The following is a 21,406-nucleotide window of genomic DNA, read 5'->3' as shown; positions in this document are numbered from 1 at the left end:
CTTTCCTTAATAAATAACGTCAAACAGAGAGGCTAAAACCAACGCCATGTATTGTGTTAATGATGGGCTCTTCGAAGGGTTTATCGATAGCTTTGCGCAATTGATAAAGGTGTGAACGCAGCGCATCAGAGTTTGTGGGTTCATCTCCCCAAAGCTTGTCACATAGTTCTGAGCGGGTAAGTGCTCTGGGGTGCGCTTCCATCAAACACTTGAGAATTTGAAACGCAATTGGCTGCAGGTGAATATCTTGACCATTGCGTTTCACAGCTTGCCTCTCGGCGTTCAAACATATCGCTTTAGTGCCACTACCAAGTGTCAGTGTTTTCGGAAGGTGTTGGGCTTGCCTACTGGCCAACGCTTGGCACCTTACCCAAAGTTCTTCGAGAGCAAAGGGCTTTGTCAGATAGTCATCCGCTCCTTGGCCAAAACCTGTTAACTTATCTTCTAACGTGTCTCTTGCCGTTAGCATAATAATAGGAATATGACGGTTTGCCTGTTCTCGTAATACTTTACATACCCCCAACCCGTCGAGTTTAGGTAAAGCAATATCCAGCACTATACCGTCGTAATACTCTGACAGAGCAAGCTGACACGCTTGCTCACCGTCATAGGCAAAATCCAAAATTGCATCTTGTTGTTCGAAATACGTCGCAATGTTTTGGCTTATCGCCACACTGTCTTCAACAATCAATAATTTCAGCGGCTTACTCACTCATACCACCCTGTAAATGTTTCATAGTATCCCTCAGGCAAAATATGACCACCTTCAAACTGAACATGTTTTTTATCAGCCGCGGCAATTGCGCTGAACAATTTAGCATTTTCTTTCTCAGAGGCATGCTCATCGTCATTCGCAGTCACCAGCCAGAGCTTATCCACGTGGACGTATTCAACGAAGTTTTTAGGCGCAACAATCGCCACCTTATCATCTAAATACGGTGGAACAATAGACAGCACGCGACTAATGCGACTATCAACAGCAGCGAGCAAAAGAGAAACATGTCCCCCCATACTGTAACCACCGACCGCAATATTGCTGTGGTCAAATTGTGGTTGTGATAGTAACCAATCAAGTAAAACTCTATGGTCTTTAACAGTGTCAACAATCATAACTTCATAAGGATCTCTTTTCCCCCAGAAGTGCATATTTGTCATGACGTCACGAATGGTGTAATTCAGGTCTTTCCGTTTACCATGGTTTCTCGCATCTATAGCAATAACTGCATAACCTGCTTGTAACGCTTGTTCTGTTATTTTATCTGTCTGCTCTATGGTTGGACGTTCTTTAAAGCTGTCCATAAACCAACGATTGTCACTCCTACCCATGCCATGTGCCCCAATAAAGACTGGCACCTTTGCCATATCTTTCGCTAGCGGGTGCGGATATTCCAGACGACCATTGACTTCAGTACCATCGAAAGTGGTGTATGAAAATGCAAAGTGTGTCGGTGATTCTTGAGTTATCTCCATTTCTGGTTGTACGCTATTGTAGCTATATCGCGTTTCTATCAGTTGGCGATCTACATCATAAGGCTTAAGCCCCCAGATGATGTACCAAATCAGTGCCAGTATCGAAATGGTGGCCAACACTGTCAGTACGACCTTTTTGAGGTTCGTTTCTTCCCAAATAGTTTTCAATTGAATAGCCATTATTCTGATAGCTCCGCTAGCATCGAAGCAATGGCTTCATTGTCAGGGAATTTCTTCTGTGACTTTTGCAGCACATTAACCGCTTTGGCTGTTTGGTTTTTGTTGGTGTAAGCCTTTGCAATCGAGGTATCCAACATTGGGTGGTTAACGGCTGATTGTGTTTGCTCCATAATGGCAATTGCCACATCAAGTTCTACTTGAGTGTTAGCAAATTTGGACTGATACACACCTAGCATGGCAAGTAACACTGTGTCGTACTGCTCTGTATTGTTAGCGAACTCTTTAGCTGCTAGCTGTCTATCAGCGAAGTACATTTCAGCTAATTTAACTGTGCGATCATCTTTAAAATCCTCAATACCATCAACAGACAAGCCAAGTTCTTGTACCAGTGCTTTTGCAGCGTCTGCCGTAGAGAATGGATTTTGAGCAGTGACGATGCGATCATCAATACTTACTTGGTTTAACATCAAACCATCTCGTTGATAATGCGCCCCTTGTGCTTTGATTTTGTCTTCCAATGAAAAAGGTAGTTTCCACTTTTTGGTAAATGCCGTTTCTTCTTGATTAGTAAAACCAGAAACACGTTTGTCCGCTATCAAATATTGGCCATCACTTAACTGCACATCAAGCAGCGCTGCCGGCCCATGACAAACAGCACCGACCACGCCATCGTCTTCGTAAATAGCGGCAATAATACGCTTAACGTCCACATCATTAGCTAAGTCATACATAGGACCTTTTCCGCCAACAACATAAACGGCATCATATAGGTTAGCATCAATATCCTTCAGTCTAATGGTGGTATCGAGCGCCTTTACTGCTTCTTCATCCTTTAAAAATGCCTGATTGTATCGTTTTTGAGGGTCATACTTGTCTGCTATAAGCTTGCCACCTTTAGGAGAGGCGAAGGTAACATTAGCGCCAGCTTGATCAAACACAAGGTACGACTTACTCATTTCATCAAATTCAAACCCTGGTTTGATCACCTCTCCGTCATCGCTTTTTTCACCATAACTGCTCAGCACCATCAAAATATTCGGTGCTTGCTCATTTGCGTTAGCTGTATTTGTGACACCCGTTAAGGCACTTATTAATGCAATAGTTGATAATAGTTTTTTCATGTTCACGCTCCTTTTGTGATGCCTTAACGCTATCAACTTGGCTGTGAAGAAAATGTGAAGACAGCCCACATACCTTTTAAACGTAGGAATTTGTTACGCATTTTTGATTGCGCAATCAGTAAGGAATGCATAGGCTAACCTTGGTTTTCATTATTCCAGGGTAGGTTATGTCAATTGCAGTTAAGGTGTTATCTATTGGCACTGTACTCGTCACTTTTCTTTTTCATTCAACGGCATCTGCTCAAGAGCGAGAACGTCGTTCCCCGCCTCGTAAGCTGACGGCTCATCAGGCTGAAGTCGCTGCTGCCAATTACCAAAAATACTGTGCGTTATGTCATGGTAAAGACAGAGAAGGTCATGCCAACGATCATGCGCCGTCATTGCGCAGTAAAAGTTTGATGGAGTCAGGCATTGCGCACCAAGTACTTCGCCCTATGCAGTACGGTAGGAAAGGCACAGCGATGGGCGGCTATTTAGATGAAGTGGGTGGCCCTATGACCTTGGATGAAACCTGGGACTTAACGTATTGGCTGTTTGAACAAGCTGGCTATGACCGACTGAAATTTTCTACAAACCCTGTACTTGGTGATGTTAAACGTGGTGAACAAGTGTATCAACAACAATGTGCGAACTGTCATGGTGTCAAAGGCGAAGGCGTCAATGCGCCAGCGTTAATGAATCAATCTGCGCTTGCACATAATACCGATGAGTTTATCCGCCATGCCATCGTAAATGGCCGTCAAGACACACCTATGCAAGCATACAAAGATAAGCTTTCTGAGGAAGACATTGACAATATCACCGCATTTTTACGCAGCAAATCACTTGGTTGGAAAGCAGAAAAACCAATTTTACGCGCTTTACCAGAGCCAGCGGATTACATTGTCAATAAAGATGGAGATGACCCAAACTTCGATTTAAAAGATGGTATGTATGTACTTTCTAGTGATTTAAATGACGCTCTTGTCGCGAAGAAACGAATGGTGTTACTCGATACTCGCGTAACATCAGTATGGCAAACCGCACATATTGAGGGCTCAATACCGTTCCCTTACTACGCCGATTTGGATGAAACCGTAAGAGGTATTCCGAAAGACGTGCAGATTGTTGCCTACTGCTCGTGCCCTCGCGCTGCCGCCGACTACACAATTAACAAGTTACGCGACCGCGGTTACACTCGCACGGCTGTTCTATGGGAAGGCATATTTGGTTGGATGCATCAAGGGTTCCCAGTTCAACGCGGAGAGATTGAAGGTGTTAATGACTAACACTGAAACCATTAAAAAAAGGCGCTTAAGCGCCTTTTTTTAATGCCAATGAATAGGGTCCACGTGATAGTACTGAGTTAGCTGCTTATACAGCTTAGGGTGCATATCATTAAGCTGCTGTGATTGTTCAAAAAAGACTTCGCTAGCAACCGCAAAAAACTCTGCTGGATTGGTCGCGCCATAATAATCAAACAACGATGGAAGCCCTAAATGCACCTTGTGTTTTAGCTGCTCATATTGCTCGGAAAATACCGAAGACCAGCATTGATAGCTGTGGTCTTTCCCTAAAATTGGGGCGCCATTTGCTGGACCATTTTCTTGGTCTAATTGATGGGCGAACTCATGAATAACAACATTTTTTCCATCATTAGGGATATCTGCCCCGTCAACAGTATCCTGCCACGATAGTACGACCTTGCCGAAATCCCACGACTCGCCAGCAAGTGTCGTTTTCTGCACAAAGTGAACGCCGGCCGCATCGCTGCTTTGCTGACTTTTAATAAACGCGCTCGGGTAGACCAAGATTGACGTAAGCTTGGGGTAGTAGTCCGTTTTTCTGTTGAGCAACAAAAGGCACGCCTGCGCTGCTACTGTAACTCGAATTTCATCGGTAATGTTGACCCCATTGCAACCGATAAACTGTTTCTCTGCTAGGAACACTTGGATGTGCTCTTTTAATTGTAACTGTAAATCAGAAGGCATTTGCCTGAAATATGGAAAGCGTCGTTGTAATATCTGTCGCCATTCTTTTTTAAAAGGCTGTTTTTTGATGCGCCTTCTCTGATACTCGCGCCAGTATGGCTTGCCCGCGGAAAAACCAATCAGTAAAACGGCTATAGCGATGGGTAAAATATATTCAATCATTCAAAAGCGCCTATCTTTATCTATCAAATAGACGTTGGTGCTAAACACCAAAATTCAATAGGTAAACGTTATTCGTAAAGGTTCAACTTTTAGCTTTTACTACACTTAGCTACCAAAACACCAACAATTTGCTATTCTTTTTTATATGCTTTTCAAACACCTAAAAATAAAAAGTCAGAAGTTTTCGCTATAAGTCATCACACATGAAAAAAAGCATTCAACCTTATGTCTTAAAACTGCTGTCCAGCGATACGCTTAAGTATCTACGCAGAAGAATACATGCTGTTTCGCGCTTCTTAATGGGAGATGTTCCAACGATTAATGTGTTCTTACGAGTAGACGACCCATATAGCTATTTACTTGTCCAAGCACTGCCTTCACTAGCAAAACGATTTGATGTGGCATTCAAGTTTGTTGTCATCACGGATATTGATGAAGCCATGTACCCAAGACCTGACTTATTGCAGCAATACGCACTCAAAGATGTTCTTAATCTTGCAGAGCTTTATGACATGGACTTCCCTATGCATGCTGCGATTGCGCTAGACAATAAAGCTCGAATGCAGTTATTTGCTGAACGTCTGGCGAGTATCCAGGATTCACCAAAATTCATCGTACAAGCGAGATATTTGTTACGCGCATTTTGGCACAATGAAATTTTTGAAGACTTAGCCCCTCTAGATATTGAGGCTGCCAAATTTAGGCTTAAACAAAATCACTTAGAAATGGCGAAGAAAGGCCACTACCTCGGTGCAATGCTTTACTTTGAAGGGGAATGGTATTGGGGGCTTGATCGTCTGGATCACCTAGAACGCCGGCTTATCGAACAAAAACTATCAAAGTCTTCAAATGAGTTGGTGTTATTCAACCTCACCTATAAGGGCTTTTGCGCCAACAGGCAAACATACCTTGCTGAACCTCAGCCACTGACCCTGTTTTGGTCAGCCCGCAGCCCCTATTCGTACATAGCGCTGGAGCGTGCAGTGCAATTGGCTGCGCACTACAAGCTACGTTTAGTGATAAAACCTGTTATGCCTATGGTAATGCGAGGTATGCAGGTCCCCGACACGAAAAAGTTCTATATTTTTCAAGACACAAAACGTGAGGCCAACAAGCTAGGGCTTTCATATGGCTTTGTTGCCGACCCACTTGGGGCAGCGGTTGAACGATGCTATGCATTAGTTGAGTATGCCGAGAGCGAGAACAAGCTTATCGAGTTTTTATTAAGCTTTGCTCGAGGGGTAAACACTGAAGGGATTCGTGCAGACACAGACAAGGGCTTAGAAAAAATAGTCTCTCGATGCGGATTAGATTGGCAAGTTGCCAAGACAAAGTTGGATAACACTGCTTGGTATAGCATGACTGAAAATAATATGGATGAGCTCAACGCCCTTGGCTATTGGGGAGTCCCTGTTATTCGGTACGGTAATATGCATTTTTGGGGACAGGATAGATTAAAAATACTCGAGAATCACATCGCCGAACAGCTCTAGTGATACGCGTCCTAATTCAATGCTCAAGCCTAAAGGCATTTGTTGCCTGGCTATTCTTGCTTTTATTCGCTAGCTTTCCTTGTCGGGAAAAGCATCAAAAACAAAAACTTGTTTCTCTTCGGGCTTTCTCAGTTTATGTTGAACAGGAATATTACATAAAATAATAATTGAGACACACGTTATGTCGACATATACCCTCTATGGTGCGCCAATTTCTATGTATACAGGAAAAGCTCGCGCCTACCTTCGATACAAAAACATCCCGTTTAACGAGGTTCTATCAACATACCGTGTGTACAAGAAAGTTATCCTACCGAATACTGGCGTGCGTTTTATTCCAGTGCTGAAAACCCCTAGCAATGAATATATTCAAGATACTGCTAACATCATTGACTTTCTTGAAAAGGCGTACCCCAAAAATAGTGTATTTCCATCTGCACCAAAGCAACTGTTAGTCGCTAAGTTGTTCGAGTGGTTTGGTGACGAATGGGTGTTATTACCCGCTATGCACTATCGCTGGAATGTTGGTGATGATGACTATATTTATCAACAATTTGGCCAAACTGTATTCCCTAACTTGCCTCGATTTTTACAAAAGTTTATTGGTAAAAAAGTGGGTATCAAATTTCGAGGCTTCGTCCCGAAAATAGGTATTACCCCGAGCATTGTACCGGCACTAGAAGACTGGTTCGAAAAAGAACTTTTACCTCAGTTAGATTGCCACTTCGCAGAGCACAATTACTTACTTGGTAACAAAGCCTCTATTGGTGATTTCGGCTTAATAGGCCCTCTTTCTGCTCACCTCTACACTGACCCAACCCCTAAAGCTATCATGGATAGCATCGCACCAAATGTCGTCCGTTGGATTACCCGAATGAATGAAACACCAGAAGCAGTAGGTGAATGGATAGCCGATGACAAGATTCCTGAAACACTAACACCTATTCTTCACACACTTTGCCAAGATTTTTTGACGCACATGCTAAAAACGCCTGAAGCAGTTGCATACTGGAAAGGTGAAAACCGAGACATAGCAATTCCCAGAGCAATTAGTGAAACGTCTTTTACGCTTGGCAATGCCACAGGAAAACGACTTGTGACGCCCTTTTCACAATGGAAACTGCAAAGGGTACTGTCTTCCTTGAGCGAAATAGACGCAGACCGAACTGCGCAGTCTACATTTCTTAAATCGATTAACGGAGAAGGTTTGCTAGACGTAAAAATTGATGCTCCCGTTAAACGTGAACACAATGTCTTAGTATGGATTTAACGTGTTGGCATGGGCTTAACGCCTTATTAATAAAAAAGCGAGCATGATGCTCGCTTTTCGAAGGCTTTCACTATCAGTCGTCATTAGCACTAGGTGAGGCAGCAGCTCCAGCTAAAATGCCACCATCGATATTGAGTTCGATACCTGTTACATATTTAGACTCATCAGACGCAAGATAAAGTACACCGTATGCGACGTCATCGGCATTACCCATTCTACCTAGCGGTATCTCTGATGACACATGCTCTATTGAAACGGCTCTCGCTTCTCCTTCACCCAACATGGCATCCCACATTGGCGTCAAAATCGCGCCAGGATGTACCGAATTGCAACGTATTCCATATTGATAACTAGCACAATGCAGCGCCACTGACTTAGTGTGATTTCGCACGGCTGCTTTGCTCGAAGCGTAGGCCGCAGCGCCTGGTATACCAACCAACCCTGAACGGGAAGATATATTAATAATACTACCCGACTGCTTTTCTTTCATGATTGAAATCGCGTGCTTGCAGCCAAGAGCAACACCCTCAATATTGGTTTGATGCACTTTGCGCCAGCTAGATAACTCAAAGCTTTCCGGATCATGAGGGCCATCGGTTTCTAAAAAGCCGGTAATTCCCGCATTGTTGACGAGTACATCAAGGTGCCCGTATTCTGAAGAAATGAAGCTGACAGCATCATGCCAGTCACTTTCTTTTGCCACATCTAAGTGTAAATAATGCGCTTGTGCGCCTAGTTCACTTGCTAAGTCTTGACCCAAAACATCATTAATATCGGTCACTAGCACTTTGGCGCCTTCAGCAACAAAAAGTTTTGCGATAGCTGCACCTATACCTCGTGCTGCGCCCGTGATAAGCGCCACTTTCCCGTTAAGTCGTTTCATACATGTTCCTTTTTTCGTCCAGCGTGTCATGTATCGCTGAACGACCCGTTATTTTAGCCAAACTAGCGATGCGCAAGTTTTCATGTATGCATAGAATCCAAGCCAACTTGGGCTTTAGGGTGTCTTTAATAGTTGGAGTGATCTGCCTACACATCAGCATCTAACAGCAACGCTAGATAATAGTAATGTTTGCGAGATCTAAGCTGTTTAGCGGAGCGCTAAATTAAAGCAAGAGATCTGCAAAAGATTCGGCTGAATTGTTCATGGCCTTAATTCCTTCACAGAAATGAATAAGAGAGACATCATCCTAATTTGATACGTGGTTCAATACAAGGGCCTTTTAAATTCACCATAAACATTGCCTTCAATTGAAAGATTATTGTCGTTATTCCTTTCTTAGCTTTAACAAGCGCGATGCGCATTTTTATATATAAATATAACTAAACCTATTGGGAGTTTCCCAAACTTTAGGAGAGATTTAATGAAAAAATTATTTAGCACTGCGCTGTTAGTAGTGAGTACTCCGTTAATCACCGCTTGTGCTCAACAAAGTGGCTCTACAGCCCATACCGTTGAATATCAAAAAGGTAGCAATGTAGAAGTTTTTTGGCAGGAGTATGCCGGCAGTAAAGGCGGCCTAACCTTTGGGGCTACGTCAACATACCCCGATTATGACAAAGTGAATGAAGGCGATACGATTCTTATTCAATTGGAACAAGGTTCGTGTCTGATGGAATTTTATCACAGCGCTTGGCGCAGAGCGAATGACGTCTGGCGCTGGGATGAAGACATGAATAACTTTGGTGGTTGCCCCTACGTATTCGACTAGTTGATTGCAGCTTTCAGAGGCTAATTTGAAACATTAGCCTCCTATATCTGGATGCCAGATATCTCTGGTGGGATTGCCGTACATATCCTCAAAACCTGGTATGTTTGCTTCCCATGCTGGGAGGTTTTCACCTATATATTCTTTGACGGCATCGAAGAATAATCGCGTTCGTAATGGTAAATCTCGGTGTGGGTACACTGCATAAATAGCAGCAAAGTCTTTCAATTTTAAATGCTGCATTATAGGCACCAATTGGCCTGCATTAACTTCGTTATCAATATGAAATGCTGGCGCTAAATAGTAGCTATCACCAGCCAACACTTTCTGTTTCATCATATCAATATCATTTGCAAAGTAGTTGCTTCGCATATTGAGCCTGACTAACGCATTTTCTTCATTGAAGTAATCGATATAGTCAGCTCGAATGTATTCACTGGCGTAGCAAGCAGCCGGTAATTTAGCCAAGTCTGCTGTTGTTTGAGGGTCTCCATAGCGCTTTACAAAAGACGGCGCAGCAAGCAATAACAACCGATTTCTGGCAAGAAAGCGGGCGACAAGCGAAGAGTCTTTCAATTCCCCCACTCGAAAGGCCAAATCAAAGCCATCGCCGACAATATCAATTACCTTATCCGTTATCACCAATTCAATAGTAACTTGTGGAAATCGGCGCTGAAAATCGTTTACAACAGGTTGAAGCACTCGCTCAGCAATTGAATAACTGCTGGTTATTTTTAATGTTCCTTTTGGCTCAGAGTGATAATTCTCTGCAAGGCGCTTTGTTTCTGTTAGTAGAAGCTTCAACTCTTTCGCTTTACGAAGCACTTCATTGCCGGCACCAGTAATAGAGAATGACCGTGTGGTTCTGTTGAGTAGTCGCACACCTAACTCTTCTTCTAATTTTGCAATTTGCTTTGAAACAACAGAGCGATCAATATTTTGATGCTCAGCCACTTTCGCAAACGAACCTCGCTCTGTGACATCAAGAAAAAGTAAAAGTCGACTTGCCGTATCCATATCACGCCCTATTGGTGCATTATTAGCAACAGTGAATTGAATTATACATGCTTATTAAACATCAATTAAACTTTTAAAATACTTCCCATCAAATTTGGAGAAGTATTATGAAGTACAAATTTTCAGTATTAAGTGTTCTCACAGCAATTATATTAAGTGGCTGTAATCCTCAGTCAGAACAGCAATCTATCGCACCACCACCTACTGCAATTGATGTTGCATCCGTCGCTTATGAAGCTGTACAACGCTGGCACACATATACAACTCGATTAGAGTCACCAGAAGTTGTGACCTTAATGCCACGCGTGTCGGGGGTTATTCACAACATTTCTTTTAATGAGGGGCAACAAGTCAATAAAGGCGATGTGCTTTTTCAGATCGATCCTCGTCCCTTTCAAGCAGAAGTTGCCAGGCTCAAAGCAGAAATCACTAGTGCTGAAGCAGCCCTTGAACAAGCCCAAAGTAAAGAACAACGCGCCGTTAATTTGGGCAAGCGAAGTGCCATTTCCGAAGAGCAAATGGAATCAAGAGTCGCGGATACCAAACAGCGTCAAGCCGATTTACTCGCCCTTCGTGCACAACTTGATGCTGCAAAGCTTGACCTAACGTTTACGGAGGTAAAATCACCTATCGATGGTGTTATTTCACGCGCGGATATCACCCGTGGAAATAATGTTACTGCCAATAAAAGTGTACTAACGACCATCATAGCGAATGAAGAAATGTACGCTTATTTCAATATTGATGAGCGCACTTGGAACAGTGAATTTAGTGAAGTAACGTCAAACACGCCATTACCTGTGACGTTGAGCCTAACGGGCAATAAGCAAGTCAAACACCACGGTTTTGTAGATTTTGTCGATAATACAATTAATCCATCAACAGGTACCCTGCGTGTTCGCGCCAGTTTTAGCAATGAAGACGCAGCATTGAAGCCGGGTGCCTTTGCACGACTTCAACTTGCTTCAAGTGATATTAGTAACAAAATTCTGATCCCTGATAGAGCCATCGGCACTGACTTAAAAAACCGTTTTGTATTGACCGTAAGCAACGACAATGTCTTGGAGTACAAGTTGGTTGAGGTGGGTGAGCGTCATGGTAATTTCCGCGTTATTAATAAAGGCTTAACCTTGGATGACCAAATCGCCGTCAATGGCCCTGCAAAAGTTGGCCCTGGCATGCCTGTTACGCCGCGTCGCGTCACGCTCGATTTATCTGCTGTAAAGCTCACCATAGATGAATCAGCAGCGACCGATACGATTGCAGCACGCTAATTAGCGTTCGCGAGGTTCTTATGAATTTTTCTCATTTTTTCATTCAGCGACCAATATTTGCGTCAATGCTGTCGCTGGTTATTTTAATTGCCGGCTCTATTTCATTATTTCAACTTCCGGTAAGTGAATACCCTGAAGTTGTACCGCCAACAGTGGTTGTTACGGCGAATTACCCAGGTGCAAACCCGAAAGTCATAGCAGAAACCGTTTCAACGCCACTTGAGCAAGAAATTAATGGTACAGAGAATATGCTTTACATGTTCTCTCAAGCAACAAGTGACGGCCGTATGACACTCACCGTTACCTTTGCTCTTGGCACTGATTTGGATAAAGCACAGGTACAGGTTCAAAATCGTGTTAACAGTGCGTTGCCACGATTACCTGAAACAGTGCAACGATTGGGTGTGGTTGCAGAAAAAGCGTCACCTGATTTAACCATGGTCGTGCACTTATACTCGCCCGACGAGTCGCGTGAAATCAGCTATTTATCTAACTATGTAAGCTTGTATATCAAAGACCAAATTGCTCGCTTAGGCGGTGTTGGCGATGTTCAACTCTTTGGTGGCGGCGAGTATTCCATGCGAGTATGGCTTGATCCAGAAGCCGTTGCTGCCCGAAATTTAACGGCTATGGATGTTATTCAAGCTATTCGATCTCAAAACCGTCAGGTTGCGGCGGGTTCTTTAGGCGCTCAACCAACAGCACTTGATAACGAGTTTCAAGTGCTGCTCAACGTGAAAGGCCGTTTAAACTCGATCGAAGAGTTCAACGATATCGTGATCAAAGTTGGCAGTGATGGCGCAATTACACGCCTTAAAGACGTAGCAAGAGTAGAACTAGGGCAAAATACCTACGCACTTCGCGCCCTATTAAATGGTAAACCTGCCGTAGCCATGCCTATTTTCCAGCGCCCGGGCTCAAACGCTATCGAGCTATCTGACCAAGTGCGCGAAACCATGAAAACACTGTCAGCTGACTTCCCTGCTGGTGTCGAATATAAAATTGCGTATGACCCAACGGTGTTTGTACGTGGCTCTATTGATGCGGTTATCGCGACCTTACTCGAAGCCATAGTACTTGTGGTTATAGTTGTTATCCTTTTCCTTCAAACCTGGCGAGCATCTATCATTCCGTTGATTGCTGTACCTGTTTCACTGATTGGTACATTTGCCATTATGCAGTGGATTGGCGTATCTATTAATACTCTTTCGTTATTTGGCCTAGTGTTAGCAATAGGGATAGTCGTAGATGACGCCATCGTAGTCGTCGAAAACGTCGAGCGTAATATTCACCAAGGATTAACGCCATTAGAAGCGACACGAAAAGCGATGACAGAAGTTACAGGCCCGATTATCGCTATCGCCCTTGTGCTTTGTGCGGTATTTATTCCTACTGCATTCATTACCGGCTTATCAGGCCAATTCTACAAACAGTTTGCGTTGACGATTACCATTTCAACGATTATTTCAGCGATTAACTCACTGACTTTATCGCCTGCACTTTCCGCGCTTCTGTTAAAAGGCAAAGAAGAAAAGCCAGATTGGCTAACACGTACTTTGGACAAGAGTCTAAGCCGCTTTATTTTTAATCCGTTCAACCGTTTGTTCGACAAAGGTGCCAACGCCTATGAAGCTATCGTTAAAAAGTTAATCCGTTTTTCATTGATTGTATTCGTACTTTATATCGCCCTTGTTGGTGGTACTGGCGCATTGTTCAACGCAGTGCCAGGTGGCTTTATTCCTCAGCAAGACAAGCAATACCTTGTTGCGATCGCGCAGTTACCAGATGCGTCGAGCTTGGATCGCACCGAAGCTGTCATCAAGGAAATGGAGCAAATTGCATTAGACACCGATGGTGTCGCAGATACCGTTTCATTCCCAGGTTTATCCGTTAACGGCTTCACCAATAGCCCGAACAGCGGCATAGTCTTTGTTACCTTGGATGACTTTAGCAAACGTAAAGACCCTCAGTTATCTGCAAACGCTATTGTTGCTAAGCTCAACCAACAGTTTTCGATTATTGACGAAGCTTTTGTTGCGATTTTCCCACCTCCGCCTATTCAAGGTTTAGGCTCAACCGGTGGCTTTAAATTGCAAATTGAAGACAGAAGTAATCAAGGTTTTGAAGCGTTATTCAACAGCCTGCAGACTGTTATTTCTGAAGGACAAAAACGTCCAGAATTGATGGGGCTATATTCAACATTCAGAATACAAGTACCACAAATGGATATTGAGGTAGACCGAGAGCAAGCGCTTATTCTTGGTATTCCTTTGGATGAAGTATTTGATGCACTGCAAGTCTATTTAGGTTCGCTATATGTTAACGACTTCAATTTATTTGGCCGAACGTATCAAGTTAACGCACAAGCAGATGCAAACTTCAGAGCGGATCCACAGCAAATATTAGCCTTAAAAGTGCGTAACGCTGCTGGGCAAATGGTGCCATTAGGTGCCGTGGTCGAGGTAACACCAAATACCGGCCCAGATCGCGTCATGCACTACAACGGCTACCCAAGTGCAGAATTGAACGGAAGCCCAGCGCCTGGCTTCAGTTCTGACCAAGCACAGCAAGCTATCGAAGAAGTGTTGTCAGCAACGCTGACTAAAGGCATGGCTTATGAGTGGACAGAGGTCACTTATCAGCAAATATTAGCGGGCAATACCATGGTGTATATTTTCCCGCTGGTAGTCGTACTTGTATTTACTGTACTCGCGGCACAATATGAAAGCCTGCGCTTACCATTGGCGATTATTTTAATCGTGCCCATGACGATATTCTCTGCTCTCGCTGGCGTTGCGTTAATCGGTGGCGATAACAATATCTTTACGCAAATTGCGCTCATTGTATTGGTAGCACTGGCTTGTAAAAACGCTATTTTAATGGTGGAATTTGCCAAAGAAATTCAAGACGGCGGTCAATCTCCATTCGCGGCTATTTTAGAAGCGTGTAGATTACGTTTGCGCCCTATTTTAATGACCTCTATCGCATTTACCGCTGGGGTTATTCCACTAGTGCTTGCTAATGGTGCCGGAGCAGAAATGCGCCAAGCTATGGGTGTAGCGGTATTTTCTGGCATGATAGGCGTAACAATTTTCGGACTGTTATTTACGCCAGTATTCTATATGCTGGTAACAAAACAGAAAGATCGTCTAGAAACTAAGACAGAAGATAGCGTTAGGAATTAGGTAAACAGCGACTATGTTTGTAAAACCAGACACAATGAAAGCACTAGTGCTAGAGCATGCTGGAGAGGACTTTGCACTGACAGAAATGTCAGTGCCGGTACCAGAGCCCAAAGAGGGACAGTTGCTCATTAAAGTTGAATATGCAGCGCTAAACCCCGTTGACACAAAATTGGCTTTATCAGGCCACAGTCAATGGCAATACCCGCATATTCCTGTGCTTGATGGTGTCGGTAAAGTAGTTGCAAGTGGCGACGAACATAGCCCTATATTCGGTGAACGTGTTATCTGGCATTCAGACCTGACCAAACAAGGTGTGTTGGCAGAGTACGCCGTAATCGATGCCCACGCCGTTGCTGTTGTCCCTGACGAAATTGCGTCAGCAGACGCGGCAACAATTCCTTGTGCCGGTATGACCGCCGCATTGTCAATTTGTACTTTATCAGCGCAAGCAGGCGACAAAATTTTGATCGAAGCAGGCGCTGGTGCTGTGGGTCAGTTTGCTATTCAACTGGCGAAAATTAACAACTTAACCGTATATACCACTGCATCAAAACAGCACCACAACTTTTTAAAAACCTTAGGTGCTGATTTTGTGTTCGACTACAAAAGTGACAACTTGGTAGACGACATTAGAGAAACACTGGGACATGAGCGCCTTGATAAAGTGCTCGATTCTATTGGTGGCGACGTCACTGTCCGAGATATTGAATTGTTGAAATTCAACGGTAGTATCGCCTGTTTAAATAGCCTACCTGAGCTTGATCCTGATCTAATGTTTACCAAAGCCCCGTCTATTCATGTCATTTCATTAGGCGGTGCTTGGTTATCAAACGATATGTGTGCCCAACATAAGTTAGGATTAAAAGGCAGTTGCTTACTCGAATTAGTCACGAAAAAGCAACTAAAGCTGCCAGATGTGATTGAAATCCCTTTTGAATCCCAAGAAGTAACATCTGCTATGCACCGCCAGTTAGCTGGTGGTCTGTTTGGGAAACAAGTAGTAAAAATCGCGTCGTAAATTAGCGCACTAACACCGCAAGAAATATCAAAAAACCTTTTCCTGCATTTTGTACAGTAGCTCCATCAAGGTTAACAACGCCCTCAAGAATCCGGGCAATACTGGAGCTACTATGCAAGTTACAAAAAAAGTCATTATTGAAAAGTCAGCGGAACAAGTGTGGCATTTAATTGCCCATCAATTCGACAAAGCACATTTATGGATGGGGCCTATACCTAACTCAACTGCTTTAGGCGAAGGTCAAAGCAAAGCTGGCGCTCCAATGGAAGGTCGAATATGCGATTTAAGTGACAACCCTAATGGTGCGAAAGTTAAAGAAATTATCACGCATTTCAGCGAGCAAGATAAAAGCCTTACGTTTGATGTGCTACCCGTCAATAACCCTGCCATTGTCCCGATTAAGCAAAACAATGTTCACATGCAAGTTAAGTCGATTGGCAAACAGAAAAGTGAAGTTACCTGGGTTGCGTCACCGCAGCTCAAATGGTTTGCCTTTCCCTTTTATCCGTTGTTAAGGCTGATATTCCCGGTTGCATTTGGCAAACTACTACAGGGGTTAAAACAGTATGCTGAATCGACAACGCTATCAGTTAATCACGCTAACGCGTAATGCATACAAACCAAAATATTAAAGGAAGAAGCCATGCAGCGATTTTTTAAAAGTATTGAGTACATTGAAGCGCATTTACACGACAAAATCAGTGTCCATGAAATCGCTGCTGCTTCTCACTATTCCACATATCATTACAGTAGGATATTTAAAGCATTGGTTGGCGATACCCCGAAAGAATATTTGCGTAAACGACGATTAACGTTAGCGGCTAAACGCTTACTCACTGAAGACGTGGGCATATTAACTCTTGCGCTAGATTGCCAATTTGATTCACAAGAGGCTTTCACCCGTGCGTTTAAAGCGTTATTTAACATGACCCCTGCACAATATCGCAAGATTAATGAACCTTTCAGGCTGCTATACAAAAAGCCGTTCTCAGAACAGGACATGGACTTCTTACAGAACAGTATCAGCATGGAGCCAGAAATCATCGACCAACCGGCAATGAAAATTGTTGGTATTGCAACGCAATACGACGACGGCGACTTGAGCCTACCAAAGCTATGGTCGGCCTTTCGACCATACCGAGATAGCATTCCTAATCGTGTAGGCACGGACTTTTTTGGCATCTATGAAAGTTATGAGGAGCAAGAAGAAGGCACAACTTTCACCTATATCTGTTCTGCACAAGTGGCCAATTTTGATAATGTGCCCGATGGCCTTATTACCCGTGAATTAGATGCACAAACGTATGCAAGGTTTACCCACGTAGGGCCTATTGAAAAACTTGAAGATACACTTCGCTATATATGGGGGAGTTGGTTACCTAAAAGTCGTTATGAATATGCAGATAAACCTGACTTTGAACTATTGCCAGCTAGCTTTAACAACGCCGATCCAAACAACAAAATTTACCTCAATATTCCGGTAACCCCTAAGTCCGCTTAAGCACTGTAAACCTAGCTTGTTTCTAAATAACACACGCCCGCACATGCGGGCATTTTTATGAATAGCGCTGCAAAGCAAACCGTAAATCTTTGCTCAACTCGCCGGCAAAACTGCAAGTCAGCAAGAAATATCAAAAAGACCAACAGACTCCTCTGTAACCTGCACTCTCACAGGTCGTGCATCTGCACAACAGTTCACAACGCGAAAGAATCAATCAAGAGAGTAACTATCATGATAAAAAGCATATTCATTACAGGCGCAAATGCAGGCCTTGGCAAAGAAGCAGCAAAACAGTTAGCCATGGAGCCAGGGATTAAGAAAGTCTATTTAGGCTGCCGTAACCTAGACAAAGCGAAAAGTGCACTCATTGAGCTTCAAAATACGACAGGTAAAGATATCTTTGAAATTATCAATATAGATGTCAGTAACCTTAATTCAGTGCGAGACGCGGTCAATGTACTACCAGAGCCTATTGATGCATTGATAATGAATGCAGGTGGCACTGGCGGCCAGCAGTTTAACGAAGTCAATGAAGATGGCGTTACACAAATTTTTGCGGTGAATTTGTTAGGTCATGCTCTACTTACTGAAGAACTTATCCGAACAGGAAAATTAAAGCAGGTTGCTTTATATGCTGGCTCCGAAGCCGCTCGTGGAGTGCCGGAAATGGGGATGAAACGCCCAAATTTCTCCTCAGCGTCAGTGGACGAATTCATCACGCTTGCTAATGGCAGGCACTATAGCGAAACAACTGACCCCACAGTGCCTTACGGCCCAATAAAGTTCATGGCAGCATTGTGGATGTCATCATTGGCAAGACAGCACACACATATCCGGTTCGTTACGATGAGCCCAGGGGCTACAACAGGCACTGACGGGTTTAATACGCTGCCAATGCTAAAGCAATATGTGATGAAAGGCATGATGAAAGTCATGTTATGGCTTGGCAAAGTGCACGGTGTTGAACAAGGTGCGCGCCGCTACCTTGATGGCGTTTTCGATCAAAACTTTAAATCGGGAGGGTTTTACGCAAGCGAGAAAGGATTAACCGGACCGCTGGGTGACCAAGGGAGAATTTTCTCTGATATCAATAACGTCACTTTTCAAGACAATGCCCATAAAGCAATTTCCCATTTCCTGCGCTAATACCGAGTGGTAACAAGCGTTAGCGTTGCCGCCAAATTTACGGCAACGCTAATTGCAAAAAGAAAAAACGGAGTGACTATTTTGCAATCAGCGCTATTTGAAATGTAGAATTCCAGTTAATTATTTTTTCATTCCAGAAACCAGCAGGCAAACGCGTGACAAGAAAATTATTACTACTCGCAGCATCTCTATTTTACGTAGCGACAATGCCCTTTCAATCGATTGCTTCCCCTAAAGGTCAATACGTCCAACCTGATAACCTATTTCCAAAAGTACGCGTTGAAACATCTATGGGAAGTTTCACCCTGCAATTAGACAGGCTAAAAGCGAGAATCACGACCAATAACTTTTTAAGCTATGTGGTGAACAAAGACTTTGATAAAACTATTTTCCACCGTGTGGAAGAAGACTACCTGATCCAAGCTGGCGGCTATACCAGTGACTTTACAGAAATAACGCCTTACGAGCCTATTTTTAATGAGTCTGGCAATGGCCTTAAAAACAAACTTGGCTCAATTGCTATGGCGAAACAGCTATCAGATGCTCACTCAGCAACCAGCCAGTTTTTTATCAACCTCAACAACAACGACAACTTAGATCCCGGCAGAGACTGGGGCTATGCGGTGTTTGGCGAGGTCGTTGAAGGCTTTGATGTTATTGATGCAATCTCTCAAGTTGAAGTAGGTGTAGGCCCTAAACTTGGCTACCCAACGGTGCCCAAAGTCACCATAACGATTATAAGAATGGTTATTCTGGATAAAGAGCCACTCTAACTTCATCACCCATTCGGTTTACAAGGCTATAGATTAACAATACGATTAAAGTGTCATTTATATTTTAGCTATTGTTAATAATGAACAATGAACATTTAAGGCTCTTTGTACGTGTAGCCGCCACCCACAATATCAGTCTTGCTGGCAGCGAACTTGGTTTATCAGCCCCTGTTGCCAGTATGCATTTAAATCGTCTTGAAGAGTCGCTAGGCATTAAGCTTGTCCATCGAACCACGCGAAAAGTGTCACTCACTGAAGAAGGTAGAGAATTTCTGCCGCACGCAGAAGAAGTGCTCAATGCTGTCGATAGTGCCAAAGCATCAATTGGTGTGGGCAGTTATACGCCTCAGGGTACCATTAGAATTGCCGCCCCTGCTTCATTTGGCCGAATGCACATCATTCCAGCGCTTAAGGGCTTTGTGCAAGCAAACCCTGAACTTAAAGTCGACCTAAGACAAAGCGATAGCATGATCGATATGGTTGAAGGTGGATTTGATATTGCTATCAGAAACGCCTCACTGAACGATTCGAATTTAGTTGCAAGAAAACTTGCGAAAGATACCCGAATTATTTGCGCTTCACCTGAGTACTTAAAGGCTTTTGGCGAACCTAAGGTGCCTAGTGATATTTTGCAGCACGACACGATCAACTTGATTGGTATTGACCACTGGGATTTTGAAACGCCGTCGGGTATCGAAAAAATTAAACCTAAAAGCACGATACGAATTGATAATGGTGAGTCGATAAGAGATGCATGTATCAACGGTAATGGACTGACGATTTGTTCTATTTGGTGTGCATACAAAGCGCTTGAAAGTGGTGAACTTGTTCAAGTATTAAAAGACTTCCCACTAAAATCAGATACTGCTATTTGGGCGGTTTACCCAAGCTCTAGACTTCTAGCGCCCAAGGTTAGAGCCTTTATTGACTACTTTGTCGAATATTACGGCGACAACCCTTATTGGGAAAAGGCGCTATAACGCCACTTTTATTAAAATTTCATTAATACTGATTTGGCATTTACATCATTTATTAATGAATAACAACGCAATATATTTGCATCCGTTAATGCGAGAAGTCTCTCGTGTATTTATCGGAGAGCAAATATGAAACAGAGTAATACCGTAAAAGATATCACTCAATTGAGTGCATTAGAGAAAGCACAGCAATTAGCATTGCCTTCAAGACAAGAGATGCTTGCTAGAGCGCCTTCTGTGCAAAGATTTTGGAACGAGAATCGCACGTTACTTGCCGATGCTTGGCAAGAGTGGGAAAACCAAAACAAGAGTATGTTGAAGGCCCCTAACGAGTCTATTTTAGACGAAGAGCTGCAAACGGCAGTTAACAATGCTTGGCAAAAACCAAGCTCTGAAGATGCAGTTAAGGCATTATGGAAAGAAGCAGCGCCTGGCGTATACAAGGCACAATTTTTTGCGCCTGAGAAGCTATTTGAACTGCGGGATTACCTTGAAAGCGTTGCCAATGCGGACATTCCAGTAAGGCCTCCTTATGGATTGGTCCTCAACAGGTATGGTGCGATGTTGGACGAGCGTTCTGAAGGCTACCTTGCAGCGCCAGAGTTTCAAGCGTTTTATCGCGAGCTATTTGATAAGTATTTGCGCCCTATTGCCCGTTTATTGTTTCCAGAAATTATGGGCTACGACGCGCAAACCTTTGGCTTTTCGATTAAATGGCAAGCGGGGATGGACACATCGTTGCGTTTACATACTGACGCGTCGGCAGTCACTATTAATATCAATATGAACCTGCCTGGCGAGGATTTTACTGGCTCTGAGGTTGATTTTTATGATCCTGCTTCCGGGAACACAACGCGACTTAGCTTTGAGCCGGGTACGGCCATGATTCACCGAGGTCATGTCGCACATGCGTCACAACCTATTCTGAGTGGAGAACGCTCAAACATGGTACTTTGGCTGTATGGCGATCATATGCAGATTCCGCAGCCAACGAGCGTAGATAGTGTCTCAATTGATGCCCGTGAGCGTTGGTCTATTCCTAGTACAGAAAGAGACAACGCGGCCCCTTTCTAATAGGCACGTTTGTGGCGCAAGTCATTTAAAAAAGCACTGTGTACAACAGTGCTTTTTTGTACCCGC

Annotated in this window: 19 protein-coding genes; 13 read left to right on the top strand and 6 right to left on the bottom strand. The window is 43.5% G+C overall.

Going from position 1 to position 21,406, the window contains the following annotated elements; genetic code table 11:
• Positions 1–19 precede the first annotated feature (19 nt).
• The 3 genes from ACFSJY_RS07495 to ACFSJY_RS07485 are packed head-to-tail and all read right to left on the bottom strand — an operon-like array spanning position 20 to position 2,771.
• A complete protein-coding gene (locus ACFSJY_RS07495; RefSeq protein WP_386032861.1) occupies positions 20–712 on the bottom strand; it encodes a response regulator transcription factor in 693 nt (230 codons plus the stop codon).
• Positions 709–1,650: an alpha/beta hydrolase family protein gene (locus ACFSJY_RS07490; RefSeq protein ID WP_386032859.1), complete on the bottom strand. Its 942-nt coding sequence runs from the start codon at positions 1,648–1,650 to the stop codon at positions 709–711. The genes ACFSJY_RS07495 and ACFSJY_RS07490 overlap by 4 nt, the downstream gene beginning before the upstream one ends.
• Entirely contained in the window at positions 1,650–2,771 is a 1,122-nt protein-coding gene (locus ACFSJY_RS07485) for a type 1 glutamine amidotransferase domain-containing protein (protein ID WP_386032857.1), read from the bottom strand. Before ACFSJY_RS07485 ends, ACFSJY_RS07490 begins: the two co-directional genes overlap by 1 nt.
• A gap of 167 nt (positions 2,772–2,938) precedes the next feature.
• Here ACFSJY_RS07485 and ACFSJY_RS07480 point away from each other — a divergent pair, with 167 nt between their 5' ends.
• The gene (locus tag ACFSJY_RS07480) at positions 2,939–4,039 is read left to right on the top strand and encodes a c-type cytochrome (protein WP_386032854.1); all 1,101 of its coding nucleotides are present in this window, start codon (positions 2,939–2,941) and stop codon (positions 4,037–4,039) included.
• Between the two features lie 39 nt (positions 4,040–4,078).
• On the opposite strand, the gene ACFSJY_RS07475 is transcribed toward ACFSJY_RS07480, so the two are convergent.
• Entirely contained in the window at positions 4,079–4,903 is an 825-nt protein-coding gene (locus ACFSJY_RS07475; protein WP_386032852.1) for a M90 family metallopeptidase, read from the bottom strand.
• Between the two features lie 203 nt (positions 4,904–5,106).
• Between ACFSJY_RS07475 and ACFSJY_RS07470 the strand changes: the two genes are divergently transcribed.
• Both ACFSJY_RS07470 and ACFSJY_RS07465 read left to right on the top strand, forming a co-directional pair.
• On the top strand, positions 5,107–6,396 hold the full coding sequence (locus ACFSJY_RS07470; RefSeq protein ID WP_386032850.1) for a DsbA family protein: 1,290 nt from the start codon (positions 5,107–5,109) through the stop codon (positions 6,394–6,396).
• A 181-nt stretch (positions 6,397–6,577) separates the two neighbouring features.
• Positions 6,578–7,666, top strand: coding sequence for a glutathione S-transferase (locus ACFSJY_RS07465; RefSeq protein WP_386032848.1), 1,089 nt, complete (start codon positions 6,578–6,580; stop codon positions 7,664–7,666).
• 73 nt (positions 7,667–7,739) lie between these two features.
• On the opposite strand, the gene ACFSJY_RS07460 is transcribed toward ACFSJY_RS07465, so the two are convergent.
• A complete protein-coding gene (locus tag ACFSJY_RS07460) occupies positions 7,740–8,549 on the bottom strand; it encodes a glucose 1-dehydrogenase (protein ID WP_386032846.1) in 810 nt (269 codons plus the stop codon).
• Between the two features lie 481 nt (positions 8,550–9,030).
• Here ACFSJY_RS07460 and ACFSJY_RS07455 point away from each other — a divergent pair, with 481 nt between their 5' ends.
• Positions 9,031–9,378 (top strand): hypothetical protein, encoded by a 348-nt coding sequence (locus ACFSJY_RS07455; protein WP_386032844.1) that lies wholly within the window; start codon positions 9,031–9,033, stop codon positions 9,376–9,378.
• A 33-nt stretch (positions 9,379–9,411) separates the two neighbouring features.
• Here ACFSJY_RS07455 and ACFSJY_RS07450 read toward each other — a convergent pair whose 3' ends face one another.
• Entirely contained in the window at positions 9,412–10,392 is a 981-nt protein-coding gene (locus ACFSJY_RS07450) for a LysR family transcriptional regulator (protein ID WP_386032842.1), read from the bottom strand.
• A 107-nt stretch (positions 10,393–10,499) separates the two neighbouring features.
• Here ACFSJY_RS07450 and ACFSJY_RS07445 point away from each other — a divergent pair, with 107 nt between their 5' ends.
• From ACFSJY_RS07445 to ACFSJY_RS07405, 9 genes are all read left to right on the top strand, one after another.
• Positions 10,500–11,666: an efflux RND transporter periplasmic adaptor subunit gene (locus ACFSJY_RS07445; RefSeq protein WP_386032840.1), complete on the top strand. Its 1,167-nt coding sequence runs from the start codon at positions 10,500–10,502 to the stop codon at positions 11,664–11,666.
• 20 nt (positions 11,667–11,686) lie between these two features.
• The gene (locus tag ACFSJY_RS07440) at positions 11,687–14,851 is read left to right on the top strand and encodes an efflux RND transporter permease subunit (protein WP_386032838.1); all 3,165 of its coding nucleotides are present in this window, start codon (positions 11,687–11,689) and stop codon (positions 14,849–14,851) included.
• Positions 14,852–14,864: 13 nt separating this feature from the next.
• Entirely contained in the window at positions 14,865–15,869 is a 1,005-nt protein-coding gene (locus ACFSJY_RS07435; protein WP_386032836.1) for a zinc-binding dehydrogenase, read from the top strand.
• A 112-nt stretch (positions 15,870–15,981) separates the two neighbouring features.
• Entirely contained in the window at positions 15,982–16,479 is a 498-nt protein-coding gene (locus ACFSJY_RS07430; protein ID WP_386032834.1) for an SRPBCC family protein, read from the top strand.
• A 33-nt stretch (positions 16,480–16,512) separates the two neighbouring features.
• On the top strand, positions 16,513–17,370 hold the full coding sequence (locus ACFSJY_RS07425) for an AraC family transcriptional regulator (RefSeq protein WP_386032832.1): 858 nt from the start codon (positions 16,513–16,515) through the stop codon (positions 17,368–17,370).
• A 231-nt stretch (positions 17,371–17,601) separates the two neighbouring features.
• The gene (locus ACFSJY_RS07420; RefSeq protein WP_386032830.1) at positions 17,602–18,516 is read left to right on the top strand and encodes an SDR family NAD(P)-dependent oxidoreductase; all 915 of its coding nucleotides are present in this window, start codon (positions 17,602–17,604) and stop codon (positions 18,514–18,516) included.
• Between the two features lie 155 nt (positions 18,517–18,671).
• Positions 18,672–19,289 carry a peptidylprolyl isomerase gene (locus ACFSJY_RS07415; protein ID WP_386032828.1) on the top strand — a complete coding sequence of 206 codons (618 nt, stop codon included), beginning with the start codon at positions 18,672–18,674 and terminating at the stop codon, positions 19,287–19,289.
• A gap of 80 nt (positions 19,290–19,369) precedes the next feature.
• Positions 19,370–20,269, top strand: coding sequence for a LysR family transcriptional regulator (locus tag ACFSJY_RS07410; protein WP_386032826.1), 900 nt, complete (start codon positions 19,370–19,372; stop codon positions 20,267–20,269).
• Between the two features lie 126 nt (positions 20,270–20,395).
• Positions 20,396–21,340 (top strand): 2OG-Fe(II) oxygenase family protein, encoded by a 945-nt coding sequence (locus tag ACFSJY_RS07405; RefSeq protein WP_386032824.1) that lies wholly within the window; start codon positions 20,396–20,398, stop codon positions 21,338–21,340.
• Positions 21,341–21,406: the final 66 nt, after the last annotated feature.

Origin of the sequence: Thalassotalea euphylliae, from assembly GCF_042682785.1 — a bacterium.
GTDB classification, from domain to species: Bacteria; Pseudomonadota; Gammaproteobacteria; order Enterobacterales; family Alteromonadaceae; genus Thalassotalea_F; species Thalassotalea_F euphylliae.
The sequence above is the reverse complement of the archived record's forward strand: the minus strand, read 5'-3'. Positions and strand labels throughout refer to the sequence as shown.